Annotated in this window: 19 protein-coding genes; 5 read left to right on the plus strand and 14 right to left on the minus strand. The window is 61.3% G+C overall.

The window, feature by feature from the left end:
* Nucleotides 1-103 precede the first annotated feature (103 nt).
* From QF039_RS31590 to QF039_RS31615, 6 genes are read right to left on the minus strand one after another with little or no spacing between them, the layout of a single operon-like run.
* Entirely contained in the window at nt 104-1,774 is a 1,671-nt protein-coding gene (locus QF039_RS31590; RefSeq protein WP_307522448.1) for an acyl-CoA synthetase family protein, read from the minus strand.
* Entirely contained in the window at nt 1,771-2,316 is a 546-nt protein-coding gene (locus tag QF039_RS31595) for a membrane protein (RefSeq protein WP_008439202.1), read from the minus strand. Before QF039_RS31595 ends, QF039_RS31590 begins: the two co-directional genes overlap by 4 nt.
* On the minus strand, nt 2,313-2,567 hold the full coding sequence (locus QF039_RS31600) for an acyl carrier protein (RefSeq protein WP_003209389.1): 255 nt from the start codon (nt 2,565-2,567) through the stop codon (nt 2,313-2,315). The genes QF039_RS31595 and QF039_RS31600 overlap by 4 nt, the downstream gene beginning before the upstream one ends.
* 9 nt (nt 2,568-2,576) lie before the next feature.
* A complete protein-coding gene (locus QF039_RS31605) occupies nt 2,577-2,846 on the minus strand; it encodes a phosphopantetheine-binding protein (RefSeq protein ID WP_008439197.1) in 270 nt (89 codons plus the stop codon).
* Nucleotides 2,824-3,636 (minus strand): 1-acyl-sn-glycerol-3-phosphate acyltransferase, encoded by an 813-nt coding sequence (locus tag QF039_RS31610; RefSeq protein WP_008439194.1) that lies wholly within the window; start codon nt 3,634-3,636, stop codon nt 2,824-2,826. The genes QF039_RS31605 and QF039_RS31610 overlap by 23 nt, the downstream gene beginning before the upstream one ends.
* A complete protein-coding gene (locus QF039_RS31615; RefSeq protein WP_087692510.1) occupies nt 3,612-4,334 on the minus strand; it encodes a beta-ketoacyl synthase chain length factor in 723 nt (240 codons plus the stop codon). Before QF039_RS31615 ends, QF039_RS31610 begins: the two co-directional genes overlap by 25 nt.
* 348 nt (nt 4,335-4,682) lie before the next feature.
* On the opposite strand from QF039_RS31615, the gene QF039_RS31620 reads away from it, so the two are divergent.
* Both QF039_RS31620 and QF039_RS31625 read left to right on the plus strand, forming a co-directional pair.
* Entirely contained in the window at nt 4,683-5,453 is a 771-nt protein-coding gene (locus tag QF039_RS31620) for a ParA family protein (RefSeq protein WP_003209397.1), read from the plus strand.
* 454 nt (nt 5,454-5,907) lie between these two features.
* The gene (locus QF039_RS31625) at nt 5,908-6,156 is read left to right on the plus strand and encodes a DUF6124 family protein (RefSeq protein ID WP_177020743.1); all 249 of its coding nucleotides are present in this window, start codon (nt 5,908-5,910) and stop codon (nt 6,154-6,156) included.
* Here QF039_RS31625 and trxC read toward each other — a convergent pair.
* The 6 genes from trxC to QF039_RS31655 form a co-directional block, all read right to left on the minus strand.
* On the minus strand, nt 6,144-6,578 hold the full coding sequence (trxC, locus tag QF039_RS31630) for a thioredoxin TrxC (RefSeq protein WP_003209402.1): 435 nt from the start codon (nt 6,576-6,578) through the stop codon (nt 6,144-6,146). The genes QF039_RS31625 and trxC overlap by 13 nt on opposite strands.
* A gap of 76 nt (nt 6,579-6,654) precedes the next feature.
* Complete coding sequence (locus tag QF039_RS31635) at nt 6,655-7,821, minus strand: MFS transporter (RefSeq protein ID WP_307522454.1); 1,167 nt, start codon at nt 7,819-7,821, stop codon at nt 6,655-6,657.
* 131 nt (nt 7,822-7,952) lie between these two features.
* Nucleotides 7,953-9,416 carry a protein adenylyltransferase SelO gene (gene selO / locus QF039_RS31640; RefSeq protein WP_307522456.1) on the minus strand — a complete coding sequence of 488 codons (1,464 nt, stop codon included), beginning with the start codon at nt 9,414-9,416 and terminating at the stop codon, nt 7,953-7,955.
* A 50-nt stretch (nt 9,417-9,466) separates the two neighbouring features.
* Nucleotides 9,467-12,817 (minus strand): mechanosensitive channel MscK, encoded by a 3,351-nt coding sequence (gene mscK, locus QF039_RS31645; protein ID WP_008439184.1) that lies wholly within the window; start codon nt 12,815-12,817, stop codon nt 9,467-9,469.
* A gap of 70 nt (nt 12,818-12,887) precedes the next feature.
* Complete coding sequence (locus tag QF039_RS31650) at nt 12,888-14,630, minus strand: potassium/proton antiporter (protein ID WP_003209410.1); 1,743 nt, start codon at nt 14,628-14,630, stop codon at nt 12,888-12,890.
* Nucleotides 14,631-14,864: 234 nt separating this feature from the next.
* Nucleotides 14,865-16,490, minus strand: coding sequence for a methyl-accepting chemotaxis protein (locus tag QF039_RS31655; protein WP_307522460.1), 1,626 nt, complete (start codon nt 16,488-16,490; stop codon nt 14,865-14,867).
* A gap of 277 nt (nt 16,491-16,767) precedes the next feature.
* On the opposite strand from QF039_RS31655, the gene QF039_RS31660 reads away from it, so the two are divergent.
* On the plus strand, nt 16,768-16,998 hold the full coding sequence (locus tag QF039_RS31660) for a hypothetical protein (RefSeq protein WP_010169256.1): 231 nt from the start codon (nt 16,768-16,770) through the stop codon (nt 16,996-16,998).
* Nucleotides 16,995-17,288 carry a cell division protein ZapA gene (locus QF039_RS31665; RefSeq protein WP_003209415.1) on the plus strand — a complete coding sequence of 98 codons (294 nt, stop codon included), beginning with the start codon at nt 16,995-16,997 and terminating at the stop codon, nt 17,286-17,288. Before QF039_RS31660 ends, QF039_RS31665 begins: the two co-directional genes overlap by 4 nt.
* Here the strand turns inward: QF039_RS31665 and QF039_RS31670 are convergent.
* Nucleotides 17,285-19,087 (minus strand): acyl-CoA dehydrogenase, encoded by a 1,803-nt coding sequence (locus QF039_RS31670; protein WP_178902877.1) that lies wholly within the window; start codon nt 19,085-19,087, stop codon nt 17,285-17,287. The two genes, QF039_RS31665 and QF039_RS31670, sit on opposite strands and share 4 nt — an antisense overlap.
* Before the next feature lie 226 nt (nt 19,088-19,313).
* Nucleotides 19,314-23,267, minus strand: a complete 3,954-nt coding sequence (gene putA / locus QF039_RS31675; RefSeq protein WP_177116707.1) for a trifunctional transcriptional regulator/proline dehydrogenase/L-glutamate gamma-semialdehyde dehydrogenase — start codon at nt 23,265-23,267, stop codon at nt 19,314-19,316.
* Between the two features lie 29 nt (nt 23,268-23,296).
* On the opposite strand from putA, the gene QF039_RS31680 reads away from it, so the two are divergent.
* Nucleotides 23,297-23,587 carry a hypothetical protein gene (locus QF039_RS31680; RefSeq protein WP_157222894.1) on the plus strand — a complete coding sequence of 97 codons (291 nt, stop codon included), beginning with the start codon at nt 23,297-23,299 and terminating at the stop codon, nt 23,585-23,587.
* Nucleotides 23,588-23,598: the final 11 nt, after the last annotated feature.

The following is a 23,598-nucleotide window of genomic DNA, read 5'->3' on the forward strand; positions in this document are numbered from 1 at the left end:
AGCAGCCCCAACACAGGCGACCGAGACCTGCCTGATAAACCACAGTGCCTGGGTTGGGAGTGCTGCGCACTCCAGCGGGAGCAAGCTCCCTCGCCACAAAAGCTTAATCACTGACCCTCCCCAGCACGATCCGCCCACTGGAGCAGGCGGCCGCCTCATTGCGGTAGGCGAAGTACAACTTGCCGCGCTCCTGGTCGAACCGCAGGTGCAGTTCGATCCGGTCATCCGGGCGTACCAGTTGCTGGAACTTGAGCACTTCCATCCCGGCGAACTTCCCCGGCAGCTTGAGCAGTTGCTGGCCCAGGCTCAGCGCCCAATCCACTTGCACCACACCCGGTAGCACCGGGGTTTGCGGGAAGTGGCCGCTGAAGTAGGCGAGGTCCGGCGGGATCGCCAGTTGCAGGGTCCATTCACCGTTGGCTTCGACTTGTTCCAGCACTTCCGGGGCTTTCGGGCGCGGTGCCAGCAGCAGGGCTTCGACGTCGGCCTGGGGCAGCTTGCCTTGGGTGTTCAGCGGCAATTGGCGCAACAGGCGCCAGCGGCGGGGCAGGGCCAGGGCTTCGCAGTGTTGGCTCAAGTGCTGGCGCAGGGTTTGGGTGACGGTGCGTCGGCCCTGGTTACGCAGGGCATGCAAGCCGTCTGCGCTGAGCACCACGAGGGCGCCGAGTGAGGCGCGGTTTTCCTGCACCACGCCCAGGCGCGTTTCAGCGACCCAGGCATGGTCCATCAGCGCCTGTTCCAGCATCGGCAGGGAGATGCGTTTTTCTTCCAGCTTGACGATGCGGTCCAGGCGGCCGAGCAATTCGAAGCGGCCGTCGGCGTGGATGGTGGCGGCGTCGGCGGTCTGTTCGACATGGCCGGCGGGCAGGTATGGCGAGGCGATGCGCAAGGCGCCGTCGGCGTCCTGGCTCAACTGCACGTCGGCAAACGGCTGCCACGGTTGTTCGCCCTGGCGCCAGGCGATACCACCGGTTTCCGAGCTGCCGAGGATTTCCGTCGGCCATTGCTGCAGGCGCTGATGCAGGCTGCCGGCGGCTTCAAGGGGCAAGGCGCCGCCGGAGGAAAACACCCGTTTGACCGGTGTAAGCGCTGGCCAGTCGAGGTTGTCACCCATGCGCTTGAGGAGCGCCGGGCTGGCGATCCAGGCAAATTGCGCATGCTCGCGGCTGGCGCGCTGCAAGTCCTCGGGAAATGCCAACTGTTGGCGCACAAAGGTGCGCCCGGCACACAACGGCCACAGCACCCGGAACAGCAAGCCATAGATATGCTGGGTGGCGACGCTGCCGATGATGCACGCCTCGCCGAGGTCGGCGCCCCACAAGGTTTCCAGCGCCTGGACTTCATTGGCCATCTGCCGCAGGGTTTTGTCGATGCGCTTGGGCTCGCCGCTGGAGCCGGAGGTGCACAGGCTCAGGCAGCAGGCATCCAGGTCCAGGGCTGCGGCGCTTGATGGCGCTTGATACAGCGCGTCCAGGTCGCCGGCCTCGGTCAGCCAGGCGTCGACGGCATCGTCCCAGCGCTGGCGCGTCTGTGGTTGCAGGTCGGCGGGCAACAACACGCTGACGCCTGCGCGCCACGCACCCAGCAGGGCGATCGCCAGCAAGCCGGCATCTTCCAGGTACACCGCCAGGCGCTGGATGCCCCGGGCTTGCAACCCGGCGGCCAGGCTCAGGGACTTCTCCCACAGGTGTGGGTGATCCAGGGCAGGTTCGGTGGTCACCAAACGCTGCTCCACAGGCTCAAGCAGCAAGTGTTCAAGATTCAACCAATTCATACGCGGCCTCGAACCCTTTGTCGTACCAGCCATTCCACGGCAAACAACAGCCCCATCAGCCCGTAGGCGATCATGCCGTTGTACAACGTCCACCAGCTCAGCGGCGCCCACAGGGTGAGGGCGGCGGCGAGCAGGCCGTTACACAGGAAAAATACACTCCACACCACGGTGACCTGGCGGGTATACACAATCGCTTCTTCGGGCAGTTGCGGCTCGCTCATGCGCGCCAGGCGCTCGACCATCGGCGGCCCGTATTTCAGGCTCAGGCCGAACAGTGCCAGCATGAACGCGCTGACCAGGCTCGGGTACCAGCGCAGCATCTGCGGGTTGTCGAACCAGGCGAGCAGCAGGCAAAAGACAATGATCGCCGCCGCCATCCAGCGGCTGCCCGGGCGCCTGGCGCCGGTCAGGGCGCGCAACAGCCACAGGCTGCCCAGCAGCAGGCCAAATTGCCACGGGGCAAAATGCTCAGTGCCGTAATACACCGCAAAAGGGTACAGCAGCCCCGCCAGCAACAGGCCAAGGCCGATCAGCCGGCTCATGCGGCCGGTTGAACCAGACGGTAGACCGCCTCGACCACGTCATTCACGGTACGCACGGCCTTGAACTCTTCGGCGGCGATTTTCTTGCCGGTCTGGCGCTTGATGTGGTCGATCAGGTCCACTGCATCAATGCTGTCGATTTCCAGGTCCTGGTACAGGTTGGCGTCGAGCGTGACGCGTTCCGGTTCCAGTTCAAACAGTTCCACCAGGGCGTCGCGCAAGGTGTTGAAAATATCGTCACGAGTTTGCATGGTACGGTCTCAAGCTGCCTGTCGGGCCGTGACGAACGCCGCGAGGCTGGCCACGTTGGTGAAGTGATTGCGGGTGTCCTTGGCGTCGGCATCGATCTTGATGCCGTACTTTTTCTGGATCGCCAGGCCCAATTCCAGGGCGTCGACTGAATCCAGGCCAAGGCCTTCGCCGAACAGGGTTTGCTCGTTGCCGATGTCGCTCTCGCTGATGTCTTCCAGGCCCAGGGCCTCGATGATCAGCGTTTTTATGTCGTGCTCAAGGCGGTGTTGGTCGCTCATCTTCGGCGAGCTCCTTAATAAAATACTGGTGCAGGTAATCGTTGAGCTTGCGTGATGCCTGGGGCGCGGGCCCTTGTGCGGCAAACGCCTGTGGTTCTATATCGGCACCCACGCGCAAACTGAAGTGAAAGCGACGATTCGGGATGCGATACCAGGGTTCGGCCTTGGTCAGGGTGGTGGGGCTGACCTTGATCACCACCGGCGTAATGATGCTCGCACCACGCAGGGCAATGGCGGCGGCGCCGCGATGAAAGGTCGGTGCCTGGCCCGGTGAGGTGCGGGTGCCTTCCGGGAAAATGATCAGGGTCTGGCCGTCTCGCAGGGCATCGGCAGCGGCATCGAGCATGTCGGCGCTGCCATCGTTGCTGATGTAGCCGGCGTCGCGCACCGGGCCCCGGGTGAACGGGTTCTGCCACAGGCTCTGCTTGACCACGCAGTTGGTCTGGCGCATCTGGGCGATCAGGAACACCACGTCCACCAGCGACGGGTGGTTGGCAATGATCATCTGGCCCGGGCGGCCGAGCTTTTCCGCGCCTTCGACGCTGTAGGTCAGGATCCCCAGGCGCATCATCATGCGGATAAACAACCAGAACAGGCAGCTGATGGTGTGGCGGGCGCGTCGCTGATGCTGTTTGGCATCACCCGGCAGGCAACTGAGCAGCGGAAACACCAACACACGCAGGCACAGGCCGCCGAGGCCAAACAGGGCGAAGGCGGTGGCAGTGGCGAACAGGCGCCAGTAGTAGGCCTTCCGGGGCTTTTCGGTCAGGACTTGCGTTGCCAGTTCCATACTCGGTTCTTCCAGGCATGTTGGCAGGCGCCCTGTTCGTTCAGCAGGGTGCGCAGCAGGTTCAGGGCGTGGGGCCACTGGGCTTTGGTGGTGGGTTGGACAGCGGCTGTATTCAGTTCCAGCTGCCACTCGTCGCCCGGTGTCAGCAGCAGGCCGAGGGCGTAGGGGAAGGGCACGTCCTCGATCCAGCGCGCATAGGCTTCGGGGGGCTGTTCCTCGGTAATGATCAGCAATACAGCCGGTGCGCCTTCATTGAGCAGGGCAGCGGCTTCGAGCATGCCGTGCTCCAGGCCATCGCCGGCGGCGGCGAGGGCGGTCATTTCACTGGTTTCATTGCGCAGGATCGACCACAGGCCAATCACCGCGTTATGCACCGACAGGCTGAACTGGGTCGGCGACAGGGGCTCGTCGTTGGCCAGGTCGCTGAGAATATCGAGGGTGCGTGGGGTTTCGCCGTGACGGGAAACAAACACCAATGGCAGCTGTTGCAAGCCTTCGGCCAGGGGCCAGCCCACACTGAAGGCCATGCGCGCCAGGCGGCTCAGGCGCCGGCGCTGCATGGCCGGCAGGAAGGACACGTCGGGTGCCGCGTCGCTGCGGGCGAGCAACATCGGCTGCCGGCACCAGGTACGCCAGTCGTCCGCGCTTTCGAGCCCGGGAGCCCAGGCGCGCCATTGGGCGATGTTGAAATTGATCACTGAGAAGTTATCCCGCCCCTGCGGGCTTCCTTGTGCGGCCATTGGCCCCGAATACCGGGACAGGGTGCAATCGCCGAATGGCGCGCATTATCCCGGTGCTGCGGGGTTCTAGCAAACTTTGGTAAAGAATTGTTCACGGATGATTACAAATTCGCTGGAAAGAATTACCGATTGTCCATCATGCAGGTAGGGCAGCAGGTGTCAGGCAATTCCTGCTTTGTCGGACAGACGGGAAATTGTTATGCGAGATAGAGCCTCTGATGCTGTAGTACAGGAACAAACGAGGTAGCTAACGGGCGCTTTTGCCCTCTACACTCGGGTCATTCATTGATACACGGAGGTTTTTCCATGCGGCGCGTGGTGTTCAACCAAAAAGGCGGTGTTGGCAAGTCCAGCATTGCCTGCAACCTGGCGGCGGTCAGCGCCAGCGAAGGCTATCGAACCCTGTTGGTGGACCTCGATGCCCAGGCTAACTCTACCCAGTACCTCACCGGGCTGACCGGCGACGATATCCCCATGGGAATCGCCGACTTCTTCAAGCAAACCCTGTCTTCCGGGCCGTTTTCGAAGAAGAACCAGGTGGATATCTACGAAACCCCGTTCGACAACCTGCACGTCATCACCGCCACCGCGGAACTGGCAGACCTGCAGCCCAAGCTCGAGGCCAAGCACAAGATCAACAAGCTGCGAAAGCTGCTGGATGAATTGAGCGAGGACTACGACCGGATCTACCTGGATACGCCGCCGGCGCTGAACTTCTATGCCGTTTCAGCGCTGATTGCCGCTGATCGCGTGCTGATCCCCTTCGATTGCGACAGCTTCTCCCGCCAGGCGCTGTATGGCCTGCTGGCAGAGATTGAAGAATTGAAGGAAGACCACAACGAAGGGCTGGAAGTGGAAGGCATCGTGGTCAACCAGTTCCAGGCCCGGGCGAGCCTGCCGCAGCAGATGCTGGATGAATTGATTGCCGAAGGGTTGCCGGTACTGCCGGTGTACCTCACCAGCTCGGTGCGCATGCGTGAATCGCACCAGGCGAACATGCCGCTGATCCACCTGGACCCACGGCACAAGCTGACACAGCAGTTTGTGGAGTTGCATAACCTGCTGGAAAACGCGTGATTTAGCAGGCAACACATCACCCATGTGGGAGCCTGCTTGTGTGGGAGCCGGGCTTGCCCGCGATGCAGTCAACTCGGTTTGTCAGTTACACCGAGGTGATGCTATCGCAGGCAAGCCAGCTCCCACATTGGTCTCTGTTCCTACAGGGAAATCGTCGTCTTGCGCCGTTGCCTACAGTTACGCCAGAATCCGCCGGCTTGTGCGTCTGGATGGGCGTCTCTAAGGTTGCTCGGTCGCTGAATTCTCAGTGATCGGGTTTAGTAGCCCGAGTGTTTGTCGTTAAGTGCATAAGCTTCATCTTTCAGGCGCTGAGTCTGTGCTTGATGGTAGCTGTGCGTAGGGCGTCTTCGGGCGCGCCGGCTTCGACATTTCCCGGTCTACTAACCTGCGTACAGCTGCCACCCTAATTCGTTTAGTAGCGATCAGATGGCGGCTCCAATCAGGAATGTCGACCATGTTTAAAGCTACTCCAAATCCCCCGTCGTACCTTTTTACAGTCAGCCCCGGCCAAGCCACCGAAACCCTGATCCTCAATACCTACGAAACCTTCTCCTCAGTCACCACCCTCTTGCTCGACCTTTCCGACGACCTCACCGGCAAGCAGCGCGATGTCGCGTTGGCCATTCATCAATTGAGCGAATTGGGCGTATTGCTGATGGGGCATGTGATGGACCGGGGCGTCCCGCTACCTCAAACGCCCTGACTGCGCAGCCAGCTCATCAACTGCGGTAACGGAAACGCACCGCTCTGACGCGCCACTTCCCGGCCATTCTTGAACAGGATCAGGCTGGGAATCGAGCGAATCCCCAACTGAGCGGATAACTGCTGATTGGCCTCGCTATCGAGCTTGGCCAATCGACACTTCCCGGCCAACTGTCCGGCGGCCTGCTCAAACACCGGCGCAAACGACTTGCACGGCCCGCACCATTCGGCCCACACGTCCACCAGCAACGGCAGGTCGCCTTTGATCTGGCTGGCGTAATCGCCCTGTTTCAGCTCAAAGGGTTTGCTCAGCAGCACCGGTTGCTTGCAGCGCCCGCACTTCGGCGCATCGCCCAGGCGTTCATTGGGGATGCGGTTGAGACCGTTGCAGTGGGGGCAGGGAATTACTAGAGAGTCGGACATGCTGGGCTCCGTGAAAGTGGCCAATGGGTTCTATTTGGAGCCGCCGTCGGGGTTTATCAAGGAACAACACAAGCCATCAGCGTGCAATCTTCTTTCGTGCCAGTTGGCAGGCAAACACGTTGCCCACAGCACAACCCCCAATCACCAGCATCAGAGTGAAAAGCAGTGGTGCATTCCATTGAGACCCTAGCCAGGTTAATAATCCTGCCCCGGCCACAGTGATGCATCCGAAAACCGCAGAAGCTTTGGCTTGGTGAGACGCGTCGATATCCAGTGCCCAGCCGGTCGCAAGGGGCAACAAAATGCAGAAGGCAATACTGGTTGCTGCTGCAGCTGCCAGGTAAAGGTAGATATTGACATGTAGCCATGCCGCTACCATCAACAGTGCGGCGAGGCACTGAGAGGCGGATCCTGCATTTAGGCGTTGGGCGTCACTGAATCGTGTGACGGCTTTCCCTGAAAAGAAAAAACCTGCCGCTACCAGCGCCGCCCAACCTGAAAGGATCATGCCTGTTGCTTGTGGTGAGAGATGAAAAACTCCCTGCAGGGCAAACGCCTTGCTGAGGTTCAGCTGTGTGAAGGCGCTCTGTATCAGGAGTGCAAGCAGTAAACCGCAGATGAATTTCGGGTGTTTCCCTAGTAAAGATTGGGTTTCAGTTGCAGCCTGTTGGCCTTGGTCGGTTGCCTTGCCGTGATGAGTGGCCAGAAGTCCCAGGCCGATTATAAAAAGCAGGCAACCGAGTACGCCAAAAACCCATCTCCACCCCCAAAACGAGGCTGTCGCCAGCAGAGTCGGCGGGCTTATTACCGTAAGGACGCTAATAGCACTCAAGAGATAAGCTGTTGCGCTTTGGAAGGTTGTTTGCCTGAGTCGTTGACGTAGCCAAAGGCGTGAAGAGGTTGCTGCCACCGCGTTGGCGATGAACATGAAAGTAAAGATGATCGATAGCATGAGGGCGCTTGTTGATAACGCCACTGCGACACATAGCAGCGCGATCAGCACCGATGCACCGGCCAGGCTGACGCTGGTTCCCAGTCGGTTGACCAGCGGCGTTGAAAACAACTGGCTGAATGCGAAAGCCATCAGGCACAAGCCGAGCATGCCTTGAAAGAATGCCGGAGAAACACTCAAGTCCTGAGCGATTAACGGAGAAAGAGGAACAAGAGCGTCGAAAACAACCGCACTGACCAGCGTCCTGGCCACCACGACCCTAAGGCCTGGGGTCACGGTTTTATGTTTCAAATTTGATTTCCACATCCGCTAAACCCTAAGCCGGATGTGTATTTGGGGATGTCAGGCGCGTCCGATACTTATTTCTGGATATATCCGTGTTGTGGTGAGGGAGCTTGCTCCCTCGCCACATTGGCTCGCTCCTACGACGAACAACTAATCTCCAAATGCTTCCCCCAATCCGGCGGCCGCTGGGCGTATTGTTCCATCCCCGGCTGCTCTTCAAACGGTTTGGTCAGCACTTCATGCAGCCGGCGCACTTCGCTGTAATCCCCAAGCTCCGCCGCCTGGATGGCGTTCTGCGCCAAATAGTTGCGCAGGATATAAAGCGGATTCACCCCATGCATCCGCTCACGTCGCTGTTCTTCTGTGCCGCTGGCGTCGCGCTCCACGCGCGCCTTGTACAGGTCCGCCCACTCATCAAACCCCTTGAGGTCGACAAAGTCGTCGCGCAACCGCGCCACGGCCAATGCGGCGGATTCATCCCCCAGCCGGCGGAAGAACAGGGTGTAATCGACGCCGCTGTTCTGCATCAGTTGCAGCAGGCGCTCCACCAGTTTTTGATCGTCATCTTCGGCGGTGGTGAGGCCCAGTCGGCGGCGCATCAGGTCCAGGTAGTGGGCCTGGAACAACGGCAGATACAGCCCCAGCGTTTCCCGCAGCGCCTCGACGCTGATAAACGGCGTCAACGCCTGGGCCAGTGCGCTCAGGTTCCACTGCCCGATCGGCACCTGGTTGCTGAAGGAATAACGCCCTTCATGGTCGGAGTGGTTGCAGACGAACTGCGCGTCGAAATCGTCCAAAAATGCAAACGGCCCGAAGTCGAAGGTGATGCCGAGGATCGACATGTTGTCGGTGTTCATCACTCCATGGCAGAACCCATAGGCCTGCCACTTGGCGATCAACTCGGCATTACGCTCGACGATTTCGCGGAACATCGCCAGGTACGGCTCGGGCTGTTCCATGCATTCCGGGAAGTGCAGGGACAGCACGTGCTCCGCCAATTGCTTCTGCAATTCAGGCTTCTTGGTGTAGTAGAAATATTCGAAATGCCCAAAGCGCACGTGGCTGTGGGCCAGGCGCAGCACCATGGCGGCGCGCTCCTGTTTCTCGCGCCACACCGGCGTGGTGGAACCGATCACACACAGTGCACGACTGCTGGGAATGCCCAGCGCATGCAGTGCTTCCGACGCCAGAAACTCCCGGATCGACGAGCGCAACACCGCACGACCATCGCCCATGCGCGAGTACGGGGTTTGCCCGGCACCCTTGAGGTGCAGGTCCCAATGCTCGCCGGCCTGGTTGTACACCTCGCCCAGCAACAATCCGCGGCCATCCCCCAGTTGCGGGTTGTACGAGCCAAACTGATGCCCGGAATAGATCATCGCCCGCGGCTCGGCCTCGGCCCACAGCTTGTGCCCGCCGAACAGCTCGGCAAACACCGGCGTTTCGGCCACGCCAGGGTCGAGATCCAGCAGCGCCATGGCTGCCTCGCTCGCCACCACTAAACGCGGTTCGTCGATGGGCTCGGGCAGCACATGGGTTGAGAAGCCGTCGCCCAGGCGGGCGAAGCGGTTGTCGAAGGTCAGTTCGTCGAGGGCTTTCAACGGCCATCTCCTGAGCAGAATGTCCGACCATTCTGCTGGGGATAGCGCGTTTAGTCGAGTTTGGCGGGCGGCGGCTCGGGCAGGTCCTGGTCCTGGGCGGGCGGCAGGATGGTCCGGTTTTCTTCTTCCACCGGCACCAGCTTGTATTCCTGGCCATGCAGGTTCTTCAGGTAAACCTCCATCTGCCGGAACGAGATGTTGATGTGGTGGTTCTTGAACTCGCGGTTGATGAAGCGGTTGACCTCATCGATCACCGGGTTGCGGTCGCCCAGGTCCCGTACATGCATGCGCAGTTCGTGATCGAGGGTGCTTTCACCGAAGTTGAGGAAGTACACGTGGGGCGCCGGGTCTTTCAGCACGCGTGGGTTTTCTGCGGCGGCCTTGAGCAGCAATTCCTTCACCAGGTCCAGGTCCGAGCCGTAGTCCACGCCCAGTTTCAGGGTAACCCGGGTGATGGTGTCGGTCAGCGACCAGTTGATCAGTTGCCCGGTGATGAACGTCTTGTTCGGGACAATGATGTCCTTGCGGTCGAAGTCAGTGATGGTGGTGGCACGGATGCGGATCTTGCTCACCGTGCCCGACAGGTTGCCGATGGTGATGGTGTCGCCGATCCGTACCGGGCGCTCGAACAGGATCATGATGCCGGAGATGAAGTTGGCGAAGATTTCCTGCATCCCGAACCCCAACCCCACCGACAGCGCGGCCACCAGCCATTGCAGCTTGTCCCAGCTCACGCCGAGGGTCGACAGGGTGGAGACAAACCCGACGCCGGCAATCACATAGGACAGCAAGGTGGTGGTGGCGTAGGCGCTGCCCTGGGCCAGGTCGAGCTTGGACAGCACCAACACTTCCAGCAGGCCGGGCAGGTTGCGCGCCAGGGCGAAGGTGATGCCGATGATGATCAGGGCGCCGAGCAAGTCGCCGATGCTGATGGGCACCATGCTGATATTGGCGCCGGTGCCGCTGGTGTATTCGTAGAGGGTGACGTTGTCCAGGTAGGAAAACACCGAGATCAAGTCGGACCACACCCAGTACAACGCAGCGATAAAGCCGCCCAGCAGCGCCAGGCGAATCAGTCGCATCGACTGTTCGTTGACCTGTTCGATGTCCAGGGTCGGCTCTTCGATCACTGCTTCACCCTCACCGGCTTCCTTGGCGGCCTGGCGTTTGGCCAGGGCCCGCGCATAGGCCAGGCGCCGTGCCGCAACGCCCAGGCCACGTACGAAGGTGGCTTCGATCACCAGCCAGAACATCAGCAGGTACAAGGTGTTGATCAGCCGGTCGCTGAGCTTGAGGGCGGTGTAGTAGTAGCCAAAACATACGGCGATAAACAGCGCCACCGGCAGTGCCGTAAACACCAGGCCCACGGCCTTGCGAAACAGCGAGGCTTTTTCATGAGTCGGGCTGTTGAGCAGCAGGCGCCCGAGCAGCCACGCCATCAGTGCGTAGCAGGTCAGTACCACGCCGATGCCCAGCACATCGTCGGCCAGCGCTGCCGGCTGATGCTCGGCGATGGCCACCACGGCCACCAACGCCAGTACCACGAGCCCGAGCTTGCGTACCCAGCCCTGGAGGAATTCGACCTGGGGTTTTTCCCAGCGGAAGTGCAACTCGGCGACGCCGCCGGGCGCGAGGATCCGATACGCGGTGTAGAACACCAGCCACGCCTGGGCGATCTGCAGCAGGGCGGCGCCGAGGTTGGCGTTTTGCCCGCGGGCGTCGATCTGCAGCGCATAGCCGCAGAGTGCCAGGCCCAGGGCCACCGGCATCGCCAGCGCGATATTCACCAGGATCGCCACCGGCGTGTGCCACTGGCTGTCGCGTTTGAAGTGGCCGATGTCCATATGGATTTTTTTCAGCCGGGCATACAGGTAGCTGCGACGCCACAGCAGCGCGCCGATCAACAACAGCAGGGGCAGGAACAGCAGCGGGCGCTGGGTCAGGCCGTCATACAGCTCGCTGACGCTGGAGGCCCACGGCAGGGTATTGACCTGTTTGCTCAGGTGCGCCGGTACGGTTTCCAGCCATTCGGTATCCAGCGGCTTGTTGCTGGGAATCCAGAACATCTGTTCGTCGAGGGTCGCCCGCAAGGTGGTGGCGGTGCTCAGCAGTTGTTTCTGGTTCAGTTGCAGGGTGATGGATTCGTTGAGCAGTGCGCTCAGTTCCCGGCTCAAGCGTTCCAGCAGGTCGCTGCGGGTGATCGCCAGTTCCAGCAGGGTGCGCCGCAGTTGTGGCGTCACCTGGTCGGCCGGCTGGTTGGCCAGCAAGCTGTCGACGTAGGTGCTCGGGGTGCTGATCAGTTCGCGCTGCTGGTTGACCTCGAACTGGTACAGGCGAATGTTGGCGATGTCATCTGCCAGGTCGCGGTCCACGGTCAGGCGCGGGAGGGCCTGCTTCTGTTTGTAGAGGATCTTGGACAGCAACAGGCTGCCCTTGAGCACGTTGATCTGCTCGTCCAGCGCCGAGTCGCTTTGGGTCACGCTGTCCAGTTGTTGCTTGGTTTGCAGGTTTTTCTGGGTCAGCTCGTTGAGCCGGTCAGTGCTTTTGAGCAGGTAGTCGGACAGTTTCAGGTTGGCCGCGCTTTCCGTGGCGAGCAGGCTGCTGCCACCGGCCTTCTGGGCTTCGATGGACTGCTGGGTCACGGTTTCCTGGGACTGGGCCAGGCGTTTCTGGTTGATCAGGGTTTGCAGGTCCTGGATTTCCTGCTCCAGACGCGCGGTCTTTTCCAGCACCAGGTCGTGCTGGCTGTTGCCCAGGTCTTGCAGTTGGCTGTTGCCGGCCAGTTCCTGGCGGCGCAGGGGAATCAGGGCGTTGAGTGCGGCCAACTCGGCATTCAGCTGGTTGCGCTGGTCGCCGCTGAGGGTCTTGCCGTTGTCCTTGCCTGCCTTGAGGGTCGCGTTGATCTGCTGGATACGTGTCTGGCTGCTGCTGATTTCGGTCTGGGCGCGCTCGGGACGGGTTTGGGCCGCGATGGTCAGGCTGTTGGCGTCGGCCAGTTCCTTTTGCAGGTCGCCTTGCTGGGTGGTGCGCTGCACCAGTAGTTGTTCAAGCTGTGGCACGGGCAAGGTGGCGTAGCGCTGGGCGACGGGAATGACCTTGGTGGCCTTGAGGCGGGTCAGTTCGCGCTGGTTGTCGACGGTCTGGCGCGGCGCGTCTTCGAGCTGGCGCTTGAGGTCCACCAGGCGCTGCTGGTAGTCCTGCTGGTTGCCCAGGAAGGTGAGCGTTTGCTGCAGGATGCTTTGCAGCGCCTTCATGTCGGCGTCGGGCAGTTTGCGGTCCGGCAGCTTGTCCAGGGTTTGCTGGACGGAATCGATGCTGGGCGGGTCGGCCGCGTGTACGGTGCCGACGCAGAGAGTCAGGCCCAGCAGGGCAGTGGCGAGAAAAGTGCGCAGGGTTGTCATAGAGACCGGTCGAGCAAGGTGAAAAATAGGGGGCGTCCCGACATCGACTGGCGCGCCGTCGCCCCGCAGTTTAGAGGAAGAGTCCGGGGCCCGGGCGACTTCCTTCGGGGAATCTGACGCCGACTTTGCCGATCTTGTTCCCGTCCATGACCGCGACGGTCCAAATGGTGTTGTTCCATTCCACCTGGTCGCCGACCACGGGTGCCCCGCCGACTTTCTGGGTGATGAAACGACTCAGTGGCATGTCCGGGTCGATGCCCTCGAGCTTGAGCCCGTACAGGGCCGAAACCGCGCCCAGCTGGGCGTCGCCTTCCAGGACGAAGTCACCGAAGAAGCGCAGGTCGAGGCCCCGTTGTGGTGCCTGGCTGAACAGTTTGCCGAGGGCCGGCAAGTTGTGTTCATGGCCGATTACGCATAGCAGATCGTCGACTTCGAGCACCGTACTACCCGACGGATGGAGCAGTTGCTGGCCACGAAACAGCGCGGCGATCCGTGTGCCTTCGGGCATTTTCAGCTCCCGCAGGGCGGCGCCGATGCACCATTTTTCGGCGCCCAGGCGGTAGACGAACAGCTCCCACTCGCTGGTGACGTGCACTTCCAGGGCCGCCCGGGAAATCGGCGCCGGCTCTGGCGGTACCGTCACTTTCAACAGTTTGGCGACCCACGGCAGGCTCGTACCCTGCACCAGCAACGACACCAGCACGATAAAGAACGCCAGGTTGAAGTACAGCTGCGCGTGGGGCAGGCCGGCCATCAGCGGGAACACCGCCAGAATGATCGGTACCGCACCGCGCAGGCCGACCCAGGCGATAAAGGCTTTCTCTCGGCCATGGAAGGCCTTGAACGGCAACAGGCCGACGATCACCGACAGCGGCCGTGCGAAGAGAATCATCCACAGCGCCAGGCCCAGGGCCGGCAGCGCGATGGGCAGCAAATCATGGGGCGTGACCAGCAGGCCCAGCACCAGGAACATGCCGATCTGTGCCAGCCAGGCCATGCCGTCGAGCATATGCAAAATGCCGTGCCGGCTGCGCACCGGGCGGTTGCCGATCACCAGGCCGCACAGGTAAACGGCGAGGAAGCCGCTGCCGTGCAGGGCGTTGGTCAGGGCGAACACGAAAAGGCCGCCGGAAATCACCAGGATCGGGTAAAGGCCGTTGGCCAGGTTGATCCGGTTGACCATCTGCAGCATCAACCAGCCGCCGCCCAGACCGATGATGCCGCCGATGCCAAACTCACGGATCAAGTGGCCCAGCAGGCTCCAGTGCAGGCCGGTCTGGCCGCTGGCGAGCATGTCGATCAGGGTGACGGTGAGGAACACCGCCATCGGGTCGTTGCTGCCGGATTCGATTTCCAGGCTGGCGGTGACCCGTTCGTTCAGGCCTTTGCCGCCCAGCAGCGAGAACACCGCTGCGGCGTCCGTGGAGCCGACGATGGCGCCGATCAGCAGGCCTTGAATGATGTTGAGGTTGAACAGCCAGGCGGCTGCCATGCCGGTGAGGCCGGTGGTGATCAGCACCCCGACCGTCGCCAGGGACAACGCAGGCCAGAGGGCTACACGGAAACTGGCTACCCGCGTTCGCAGTCCGCCGTCGAGCAGGATCACGGCCAGGGCGAGGTTGCCCACGAGGTAGGCAGTCGGGTAGTTATCGAAGATGATGCCGCCGCCGTCGACGCCGGCGATCATGCCCACGGCCAGGATGATCACCAGGATCGGAATCCCCAGGCGGGACGAAAGAGAACTCACCAGAATGCTCGCACCTACCAGCAACGCGCCGATCAAGAACAGGCTGTTGATGGTCGTCGCATTCAAAGGCAGTACTCCATGAGCAGGAAAGACGAGGCGCAAACTGACCATGCAGTCTGCGTGCCAGCGATTCTAACCTGTTGAATTGCTGTGCTGTCAAAAAGGTTTTGAATGGCTGGCGCATATTCAATGTGGGAGCGGGCTTGCTCGCGAAAGCGGTGTGTCAGTCGCGTTATGCGTAGCTGATCCACCGCATTCGCGAGCAAGCCCGCTCCCACATTTTTAGCCCTGCGGTATCCGTTAAAGCCTGAACCGCCCCACCATCCCGTTCAAATCCACCGCCAACCGCGACAGCTCACTGCTCGCCGCACTGGTCTGGCTGGCGCCGGTCGCCGACTGCACCGACAAGTCACGAATATTCACCAGGTTGCGATCCACTTCCCGCGCCACCTGCGCCTGCTCTTCAGCGGCACTGGCGATCACCAGGTTGCGCTCGTTGATTTCAACGATGGCAGTGTTGATGGTGTCCAGCGACATCCCCGCACCCTTGGCGATGTTCAACGTCGATTCCGCCCGCTCGGTGCTGTTGCGCATCGAATCCACTGCATGCTCGGTACCGGTCTGAATGCTGCCGATCATCCGCTCGATTTCGCTGGTGGACTGCTGGGTGCGATGGGCCAGGGCCCGCACCTCATCCGCCACCACCGCAAAACCACGCCCGGCTTCACCGGCACGCGCCGCTTCAATCGCGGCGTTCAGGGCCAGCAGGTTGGTCTGGTCAGCCAAGCCACGAATCACGTCCAGCACCTTGCCGATGTCCCGGGACTCTTCCGCCAGGTTGCCGATCAAGGTGGCAGTGGCTTGCACGTCGCTGCTCATGCGTTCAATGGCGCTGACGGTTTCCTGCACCAAATCACGTCCATCGCCCGCAGACGACGTGGCGTTCTTCGAGGCTTCGGAAGTGCTGACCGCGTTGCGGGCCACTTCTTCAACCGCGCTGGTCATCTCGTTCACCGCCGTGGCGGCCTGTTCGATTTCGTTGTTTTGCTGGGTCAGGCCACGGGCGCTTTCGTCGGTCACGGCATTCAGCTCTTCCGCGGCGGAGGCCAACTGGGTGGCCGAGCCGGAAATGCGCTGCAAGGTGTCCTTCAATTTGTCCTGCATCTTGGCCATTGCCAACAGTAGTCGGCCGGCTTCGTCGTTGCCTTCCACCTTGATCGGGCGCGTCAGGTTGCCTTCGGCGATTTCCTCGGCGGCATCCAGGGCCTGGGCGATCGGCTGGGTAATGCTGCGGGTCAGCAGCCAGGCGAACAGCATGGTCAATGCAGTGGCCAGGATCAGCAGGATCACCACCAGCTCAAACGCCAGGTCGTACTGGTCGGCGGCTTGCTGGTTGGTGGCCAGCGCCATCTTGTTGTTGATGTCCAGCAGGCGGTTCAGTACGGCGTTGACCTGATCCGAGTTGTTCAGCAGCTCGGTATTCAGCAGCGTGCGCAGCTCTTCCACCTGATTGGCCCGTGACAGGCTCTTCATGCGCTCTTCAATCTGATGGTACTGGGCCAGCAGACGCACGTATTCATCGTAGGCAGCACGTTCTTCGCTGCTGTCGATCAACTTCTCGTAGACCGCCTGGGCCGTACGAATCTGCTGATTGCGCACGTCAAAAGACTCAAGGGTCTTTTGCTGGACGTCAGGCTCGCGGTTGGTCAGCAGGCGATACGACAGCACCCGCAGGCGCAGGGTCAGTTGAGTGAACTCGTCCAGGGCGCGAATGCTCGGCACGCTGCTAAGGGTGATGTCTTCCGTCGCCGCACGGATCTTGCTCATCTGGTTCAGGGCGAACACACCGAGAAACAACATCAGCGCGCCAATCAACGCGAAGCCGAGAAAGGCCCGCGGCGCGATATTCATATTACGAAGAGACATGTTGTGATCCTGGGGAGAAGCGCGATCCATGCGGGGTTTGAGCGGGGTGTCCATGACCTATCGGTCATACGACTAAAGTCTTGAGGGGGTGCGCGCTTTTGTCGCAGATCGGGGCGGGCCGACGGGATTCAGGAACCAGATGCCATAAATGCAGTCACTAAGGCTCGAAAGCGTGGCCTGCCCTGTAAAATCAAGGCCCCGCGCCAGGGATAACCCTGGCATCCGAGGTGAATTTTCTTTATCGTCACCGCCCTTTGAAAAAGCCCGAGAAATCAAAATGTTAGAAGCATCCCTCAGCCAATTGGAACAACTGGTCAGCGACCTGGTACAGCAGAACCAGGATCTACTGGGCACCAACGAATCCCTCAAGGCCGAACTGGCTCGCGCCAAGGATGAAAACGACAGCTTGCAGCTGAACCTGATGGAACAGGAAGAAAAGCAGGGCGCCACTGCTGCCCGTATCCAGGCGTTGGTTGAGCGTGTGAGCGCAGGTCCTGTCGGCGCATGAATGAAGGGATAAAGGTCGTTTCGATTCTCGGTGAGGATTACTCGATCAAGGCACCGGAAGGGGAAGACAACACCCTGATGAGCGCCGTGACGATGCTCAAGGCATCCCTGGCCACCACCAAGAAAAAGTACCCGACGCTGATCGGTGACAAGCTATTGGTGCTGGCGGCGCTGAACCTGTGCGCCGAGCAGATCGAAATGCAAAAGCACCACCAGCAGGAACTCGACCGTTACCAAGAGCAAGTCAGCGCCACGGTCGAGGTGATTTCCAAGGCAATCGGAACGCCTTAGAACCACTCATCCTGCATCCCCAGGCACGTGTCATCGCGTGCCTCGAGAATCGCCAGTTCATGATGGCAGCCCGGTATTTCCCACGTCAGGAAGTACCGGGCGGCCTGGAGCTTGCCCTTATAGAAGGCGACATCGGCAGCATTGCCCCTGGCCAGCCCTTCCTCGGCGCGAATTGCCTGTTCCAGCCAGCGCCAGCCGATCACCGTATGCCCGAACACCTTCAGGTACAGCGCCGAATTCGCCAGGCTGCTGTTGACCTTGCCCTGGGCGAGATCCGTCAACAGGCCGAGGGTGACCTCTTGCAGGCGCGCCACCAGTTGTTCCAGCGGTTCCCGCAAGGCATTCAGCGACGGATACTCCTGTGCCCGTGCGCCGGTCTCGGCGATCAGGCGGATCAGTTGCTTCAAGCCCGCACCGCCGTTCTGCGCCAGCTTGCGCCCGAGCAAGTCCAGCGACTGAATGCCGTGGGTGCCTTCATGGATCGGGTTCAGACGGTTGTCGCGGTAGTACTGCTCCACCGGGTATTCGCGGGTATAGCCGTGGCCGCCGAGTATCTGGATCGCCAGTTCGTTGGCCTTCAGGCAAAACTCCGATGGCCAGGATTTGACGATCGGCGTCAGCAGGTCCAGCAGTTCGTGGGCCTGTTTGCGCGCAGCTTCGGTTTCCAGGGTGGTGGTGTCGTCGAACAGGCGCGCGGCGTACAAGCCAAGGTCGAAGGCGCCTTCCACGTAGGCTTTTTGGGTCAACAGCATGCGTTTGATATCAGCGTGCTGGATGATCGACACCGGCGCGGTGTTGGGATCCTTGCTGTCGGGCAAGCGGCCTTGGGGACGTTCACGGGCATATTCCAGGGAATACAGGTAGCCGGCGTAACCCAGCATCACCGCGCCCATGCCCACGCCGATCCGCGCTTCGTTCATCATCTGGAACATGCAACTCAGGCCCTGATGCGGCTGGCCCACCAGGTAGCCGACGCACTCGCCGTTATCGCCGAAATTCAACGCGGTCGAGGTGGTGCCACGCCAGCCCATCTTGTGAAACAGCCCGGCCAGCAGCACATCGTTGCGCTTGCCCAGGCTGCCGTCGTCGTTGACCAGGAACTTGGGCACGATAAACAGCGAAATGCCCTTCACCCCGGCAGGTGCGTCCGGCAGCTTGGCCAGCACCATGTGCACGATGTTCTCCGACAACGGGTGATCGCCGCCGGAGATGAAGATCTTGTTGCCCTTGAGGCGATAGCTGCCGTCAGCCGCCGGCTCTGCGCGGGTACGAATATCCGACAGCGATGAGCCCGCATGGGGCTCGGTCAGCGCCATGGTGCCGAAAAAACGACCTTCGATCATCGGTTGCAGGAAGCGTTGTTTCTGCTCCTCGGTGCCGAAGCTCTCGATCAGGTTGGCGGCGCCCATGGTCAGGAACGGGTAGGACGTGGATGCGGCGTTGGCCGACTGGAAGTGGGCGAAACACGCCTGGGAGAGCAGGGTGGGCAGTTGCATGCCACCGGCTTCGAAACTGCGGGCGGCGTTGAGAAAACCGGCTTCAAGGAAGGCATCCACCGCCGGTTTCACTTCAGGAATCAGAATCGCCTGACCGTTCTCGTAGCGGGGTTCGTTCTCGTCGCCCTTGCGGTTATGCGGGGCGAAAAACTTCTCGGCAATGCTGCGGGCGGTGCCGATGGCGGCGTCGAAGGTTTCACGGTTGTGTTCGGCAAACCGCTCGCGCTGGGTCAGGCCCTCGGCATCGAGGACTTCGTACAGCTCGAAAGCCAGATTGCGGGAACTGAGCAGCGTCTCGGACATGGCGGCTTACCTGTGTGGGAATGGGCCGAGTCTAAGTGCGCAAATAGAGGCTGGATAGCAAGATTGATCTGGGTGATGGAGGAGCAAAACGCGGCTCGAAGGTGGAACGCGGTCAATGTGGGAGCGGGCTTGCTCGCGAATGCGGTGGATCAGTCAGTACCTCCGGTGACTGACACTCCGCATTCGCGAGCAAGCCCGCTCCCACAGTTTTACCGCGTTTCTTCAGTTAGCCGATGGTCATCAGGCTGGCGTTACCGCCCGCCGCAGCAGTGTTGACGCTCAACGCCCGCTCGATCACCAGGCGCTCCAGGGCAATCCCGGTTTCGCCCGAAGACAAACCGTGAACCCCGACAATCGCCCCGCCACGCTTGGCCACTTGCTGGCAAACCCCGCGCAGTTGGTCGGAATCACCGTGATGCAGCACGGCATCAAACACGGTTTCATCCTTGGTCCAGTCAGCCACCCGCGTGATCTTCGCCTGAATATCCTTCGGCAAGCGTGCGAACACGGCCTTGGTCAATTCAGTTTCCGGCCATACCGCCGAGCCGCCGACTGCCAGCACGGCCGCCAGTTGCGTCAGCAGGTCGCCTTCCACTTCCGCCAGGCACAACACGTGCTCGCGGGGCAGGATGGCATAGCTGTTGCGCTCGCCGGTCGGGCCGGCCAGTTGGCGGGTGATACCGCTTTGGGATTGCGCGGCGAACTGCACGCACAGGGCGCTCAAGTCGCTCAGCTTGTTGCTGTCGGCCCAGGCTTTCAGGGCGGTCAGCGGCTTGCTCATGGCATCCCGCAGGCGAACATCCGGTGCGGCCAGTGCATCACCACGGACGAAGGATTGCTCGATGGCGTCCGTAGGACGGGTCGACAGCAGACGGTACAGATACAGCGGGCCGCCAGCTTTCGGGCCAGTGCCCGACAAGCCTTCGCCACCGAACGGCTGCACACCGACCACGGCACCCACGATGTTGCGGTTAACGTAGACGTTACCGGCATGGACGTTGTCGATCACCTTGGCGATGGTCTCGTCGATGCGGGTGTGCACGCCCAGGGTCAGGCCATAGCCGGAGGCATTGATCTGGCCGATAAGCTGGTCGATCTCTTTGCGCTTGTAGCGCACCACGTGCAGCACCGGGCCGAAGATCTCCCGTTGCAGTTCGTCGAAGCTTTCCAGTTCGATCAGGGTTGGCATCACGAAGGTGCCGCGCTTGATCTCTTCGCTATCGGCAATCGCGACCTGGTAAACGTTGCGGCCTTTGTCGCGCATGGCCTGGATATGTTTCTCGATACCCGCCTTGGCTTCGGCGTCGATCACCGGGCCGATATCCACCGACAGGCGCTCCGGGTTGCCGAGGCGGCATTCAGCCATGGCACCTTTCAGCATTTCGATGACGCGGTCAGCGGAATCTTCCTGCAAGCACAGTACGCGCAGGGCCGAGCAACGTTGGCCGGCACTGTCGAAGGCCGACGACACTACGTCGATCACCACTTGTTCGGTGAGTGCCGAGGAGTCGACGATCATTGCGTTCTGGCCACCGGTTTCGGCGATCAGCGGAATCGGACGACCCTGTGCATCCAGACGGCCGGCGACACTGCGTTGCAGCAAGCGCGCAACCTCGGTGGAACCGGTGAACATCACGCCCTTGACGCGATCATCACCCACCAGGCGCGCACCGACGGTTTCGCCCTGGCCCGGCAGCAGTTGCAGCACGCCTTCCGGAATCCCGGCTTCCAGCAGCAGGCGCACGGCTTGTGCGGCCACCAGCGGTGTTTGCTCGGCAGGCTTGGCCAGTACCGGGTTGCCGGCGGCCAGTGCAGCGGCGACCTGGCCACTGAAGATCGCCAGCGGGAAGTTCCACGGGCTGATGCACACCACCGGACCCAGCGGGCGGTGAGCGTCGTTGGTGAAATCGTTGCGAGCCTGCACCGCGTAGTAACGCAGGAAGTCCACGGCTTCACGCACTTCGGCGATGGCGTTGGCGAAGGTCTTGCCGGCTTCGCGGGCCAGCAGGCCCATCAGCGGCTGGATCTCGCCTTCCATCAAATCGGCGGCACGTTCCAGGATCGCGGCGCGTTCGGCGGGCGGGGTGGCCTGCCAGATTGGCGCAGCGTTCAGGGCGCACTGGATGGCGTTGTCGACGTCTTCGACAGTTGCTTCCTGTACGTGGCCGACGACGTCACGCAGATCCGACGGGTTCAACACCGGTGCAGCCGCTTCATTGCTGGAAGCGCAACCGAGCATCGGCGCGGCTTTCCAGTTGTTATGCGCGGTAGCCAGCAAGGCGCAGGACAGCGACGCCAGGCGGTGTTCGTTGGCCAGGTCGATACCGGCGGAGTTGGCGCGCTCGGCACCATACAGGTCACGCGGCAGCGGGATACGCGGGTGCGGCAGGCCGAAGCCGCCTTCCAGCGTCGCCATCTGCTCGATGCTGGCCACTGGATCGGCCACCAGCTCCTGGATCGAGATGGATTGGTCGGCAATACGGTTGACGAATGAGGTGTTGGCGCCGTTTTCCAGCAGGCGACGCACCAGGTAAGCCAGCAGTGTTTCGTGGGTGCCGACGGGTGCGTACACGCGGCACGGACGGTTCAGCTTGCCTTCGGAGACCTTGCCTACAACCTGCTCGTACAGCGGTTCGCCCATGCCGTGCAGGCATTGGAACTCGTACTGGCCGGGGTAATAGTTCTGGCCGGCGATGTGGTAGATCGCCGACAGGGTGTGGGCGTTATGGGTAGCGAACTGCGGGTAGATAACTTCCGGTACCGAAAGCAGTTTGCGTGCACAGGCAATGTAGGAAACGTCGGTGTACACCTTGCGGGTGTACACCGGATAGCCTTCCAGGCCTTCGACCTGGGCGCGCTTGATTTCGCTGTCCCAGTACGCGCCTTTTACCAGGCGGATCATCAGGCGATGGCGGCTGCGGCGTGCCAGGTCGATCACGTAGTCGATCACATACGGGCAACGCTTCTGGTAAGCCTGGATCACGAAACCGATGCCGTTCCAGCCGGTCAGTTGCGGCTCGAAGCACAGGCGTTCCAGCAGGTCGAGGGACAGCTCCAGGCGGTCGGCTTCTTCGGCGTCGATGTTCAGGCCGATGTCGTACTGCTTGGCCAGCAGGGTCAGCGACAGCAGGCGCGGGTACAACTCGTCCATCACCCGCTCGTACTGCGCACGGCTGTAACGCGGGTGCAGCGCCGAGAGCTTGATGGAAATGCCCGGGCCTTCATAAATCCCGCGACCGTGGGACGCCTTGCCGATCGAGTGGATGGCTTGTTCGTACGAGGCCAGGTACTTCTGGGCGTCATGTTCGGTGAGTGCGGCTTCACCGAGCATGTCGTAGGAATAGCGGAAGCCCTTGGCTTCGAACTTGCTCGCATTGGCCAGGGCTTCGGCGATGGTTTCGCCGGTGACGAACTGCTCGCCCATCAGGCGCATGGCCATGTCGACGCCCTTGCGGATCATCGGCTCGCCGCTCTTGCCGATGATGCGGCTCAGGGATGAGGTCAGGCCGGCTTCGTTGTGGGTCGCGACCAGTTTGCCGGTCAGCAACAGGCCCCAGGTGGCGGCGTTGACGAACAGCGACGGGCTGTTGCCCAGGTGCGGGTGCCAGTTGCCGGTGCTGATCTTGTCGCGGATCAGTGCGTCGCGGGTGCCCTTGTCGGGGATGCGCAGCAGCGCTTCGGCGAGGCACATCAGCGCTACGCCTTCCTGGGACGACAGGGAGAATTCCTGCAGCAGGCCCTGGACGATGCCTGCACGGCCGCCGGCGCTTTTCTGATTGCGCAGTTTCTCGGCGATCGAAGAGGCGAGCTTGTTGGTGGCCTCGGCCATTGCCGCGGGCAGGCGAGCCTGCTCGATCAGCATCGGCACCACTTCCGGCTCCGGGCGACGGTAGGCGGCGGTGATCGAGGCGCGCAGTACGGATTGCGGCAGGATGCTTTCGGCAAATTCCAGGAAGCACTGGTGGGCGTGGTCGGTCTGGACCTCGCCGGCTTCTTCCGCGTCCTTGCTGCCCAGGCCGTTGAGCTCGGCCAGGGTTGCACCACCCTCGAGTTTCTCCAGGTAATTGAAAATCGCCTGCTTGATCAGCCAGTGCGGCGTGCGATCAATGGAGGTCGCGGCCGCCTTCAGGCGCTCGCGGGTCGGGTCGTCAAGTTTGACCCCAAGGGTGGTCGTAGCCATCTTTTTATCCTCATGGGTGCCACTACTGCGTGGCATCAGCTGGCGGCAAGATTAGCTTTGCGCCGAGAGAGGTGCAACCGGGTGCAACCCTTTTTATCCATGAATTTTTTGATGCTGATCGGGAAAAATTATCGCCGCAGCCGAATCGGCTGCGCCTTGGTGCATTTGCTTATGACTTTGGCTGCTCTTGCTCCGAAAAGGAGCAAAAACACGGTGTTTTCCACAAAAAACATCGAGGTGCAACTTATTCTCAAGAAACTGGTTGCACCTTATTTGCTTTGTTGAATAGCATTCGCGCCCAAGGTGCAACCTCTTACTGACGGTTCATCGG

It is taken from the genome of Pseudomonas sp. W2I6 (assembly GCF_030815935.1).
GTDB lineage: Bacteria > Pseudomonadota > Gammaproteobacteria > Pseudomonadales > Pseudomonadaceae > Aquipseudomonas.

Bases quoted from the DNA above. Each gene is read 5' to 3' on its own strand.
- QF039_RS31590 (WP_307522448.1), bottom strand. From the start codon at position 1,774: ATGAATTGGTTGAATCTTGAACACTTGCTGCTTGAGCCTGTGGAGCAG.
- QF039_RS31595 (WP_008439202.1), bottom strand. From the start codon at position 2,316: ATGAGCCGGCTGATCGGCCTTGGCCTGTTGCTGGCGGGGCTGCTGTAC.
- QF039_RS31600 (WP_003209389.1), bottom strand. From the start codon at position 2,567: ATGCAAACTCGTGACGATATTTTCAACACCTTGCGCGACGCCCTGGTG.
- QF039_RS31605 (WP_008439197.1), bottom strand. From the start codon at position 2,846: ATGAGCGACCAACACCGCCTTGAGCACGACATAAAAACGCTGATCATC.
- QF039_RS31610 (WP_008439194.1), bottom strand. From the start codon at position 3,636: ATGGAACTGGCAACGCAAGTCCTGACCGAAAAGCCCCGGAAGGCCTAC.
- QF039_RS31620 (WP_003209397.1), top strand. From the start codon at position 4,683: ATGCGGCGCGTGGTGTTCAACCAAAAAGGCGGTGTTGGCAAGTCCAGC.
- QF039_RS31625 (WP_177020743.1), top strand. From the start codon at position 5,908: ATGTTTAAAGCTACTCCAAATCCCCCGTCGTACCTTTTTACAGTCAGC.
- trxC (WP_003209402.1), bottom strand. From the start codon at position 6,578: ATGTCCGACTCTCTAGTAATTCCCTGCCCCCACTGCAACGGTCTCAAC.
- mscK (WP_008439184.1), bottom strand. From the start codon at position 12,817: ATGACAACCCTGCGCACTTTTCTCGCCACTGCCCTGCTGGGCCTGACT.
- QF039_RS31655 (WP_307522460.1), bottom strand. From the start codon at position 16,490: ATGTCTCTTCGTAATATGAATATCGCGCCGCGGGCCTTTCTCGGCTTC.
- QF039_RS31660 (WP_010169256.1), top strand. From the start codon at position 16,768: ATGTTAGAAGCATCCCTCAGCCAATTGGAACAACTGGTCAGCGACCTG.
- QF039_RS31665 (WP_003209415.1), top strand. From the start codon at position 16,995: ATGAATGAAGGGATAAAGGTCGTTTCGATTCTCGGTGAGGATTACTCG.
- QF039_RS31670 (WP_178902877.1), bottom strand. From the start codon at position 19,087: ATGTCCGAGACGCTGCTCAGTTCCCGCAATCTGGCTTTCGAGCTGTAC.
- putA (WP_177116707.1), bottom strand. From the start codon at position 23,267: ATGGCTACGACCACCCTTGGGGTCAAACTTGACGACCCGACCCGCGAG.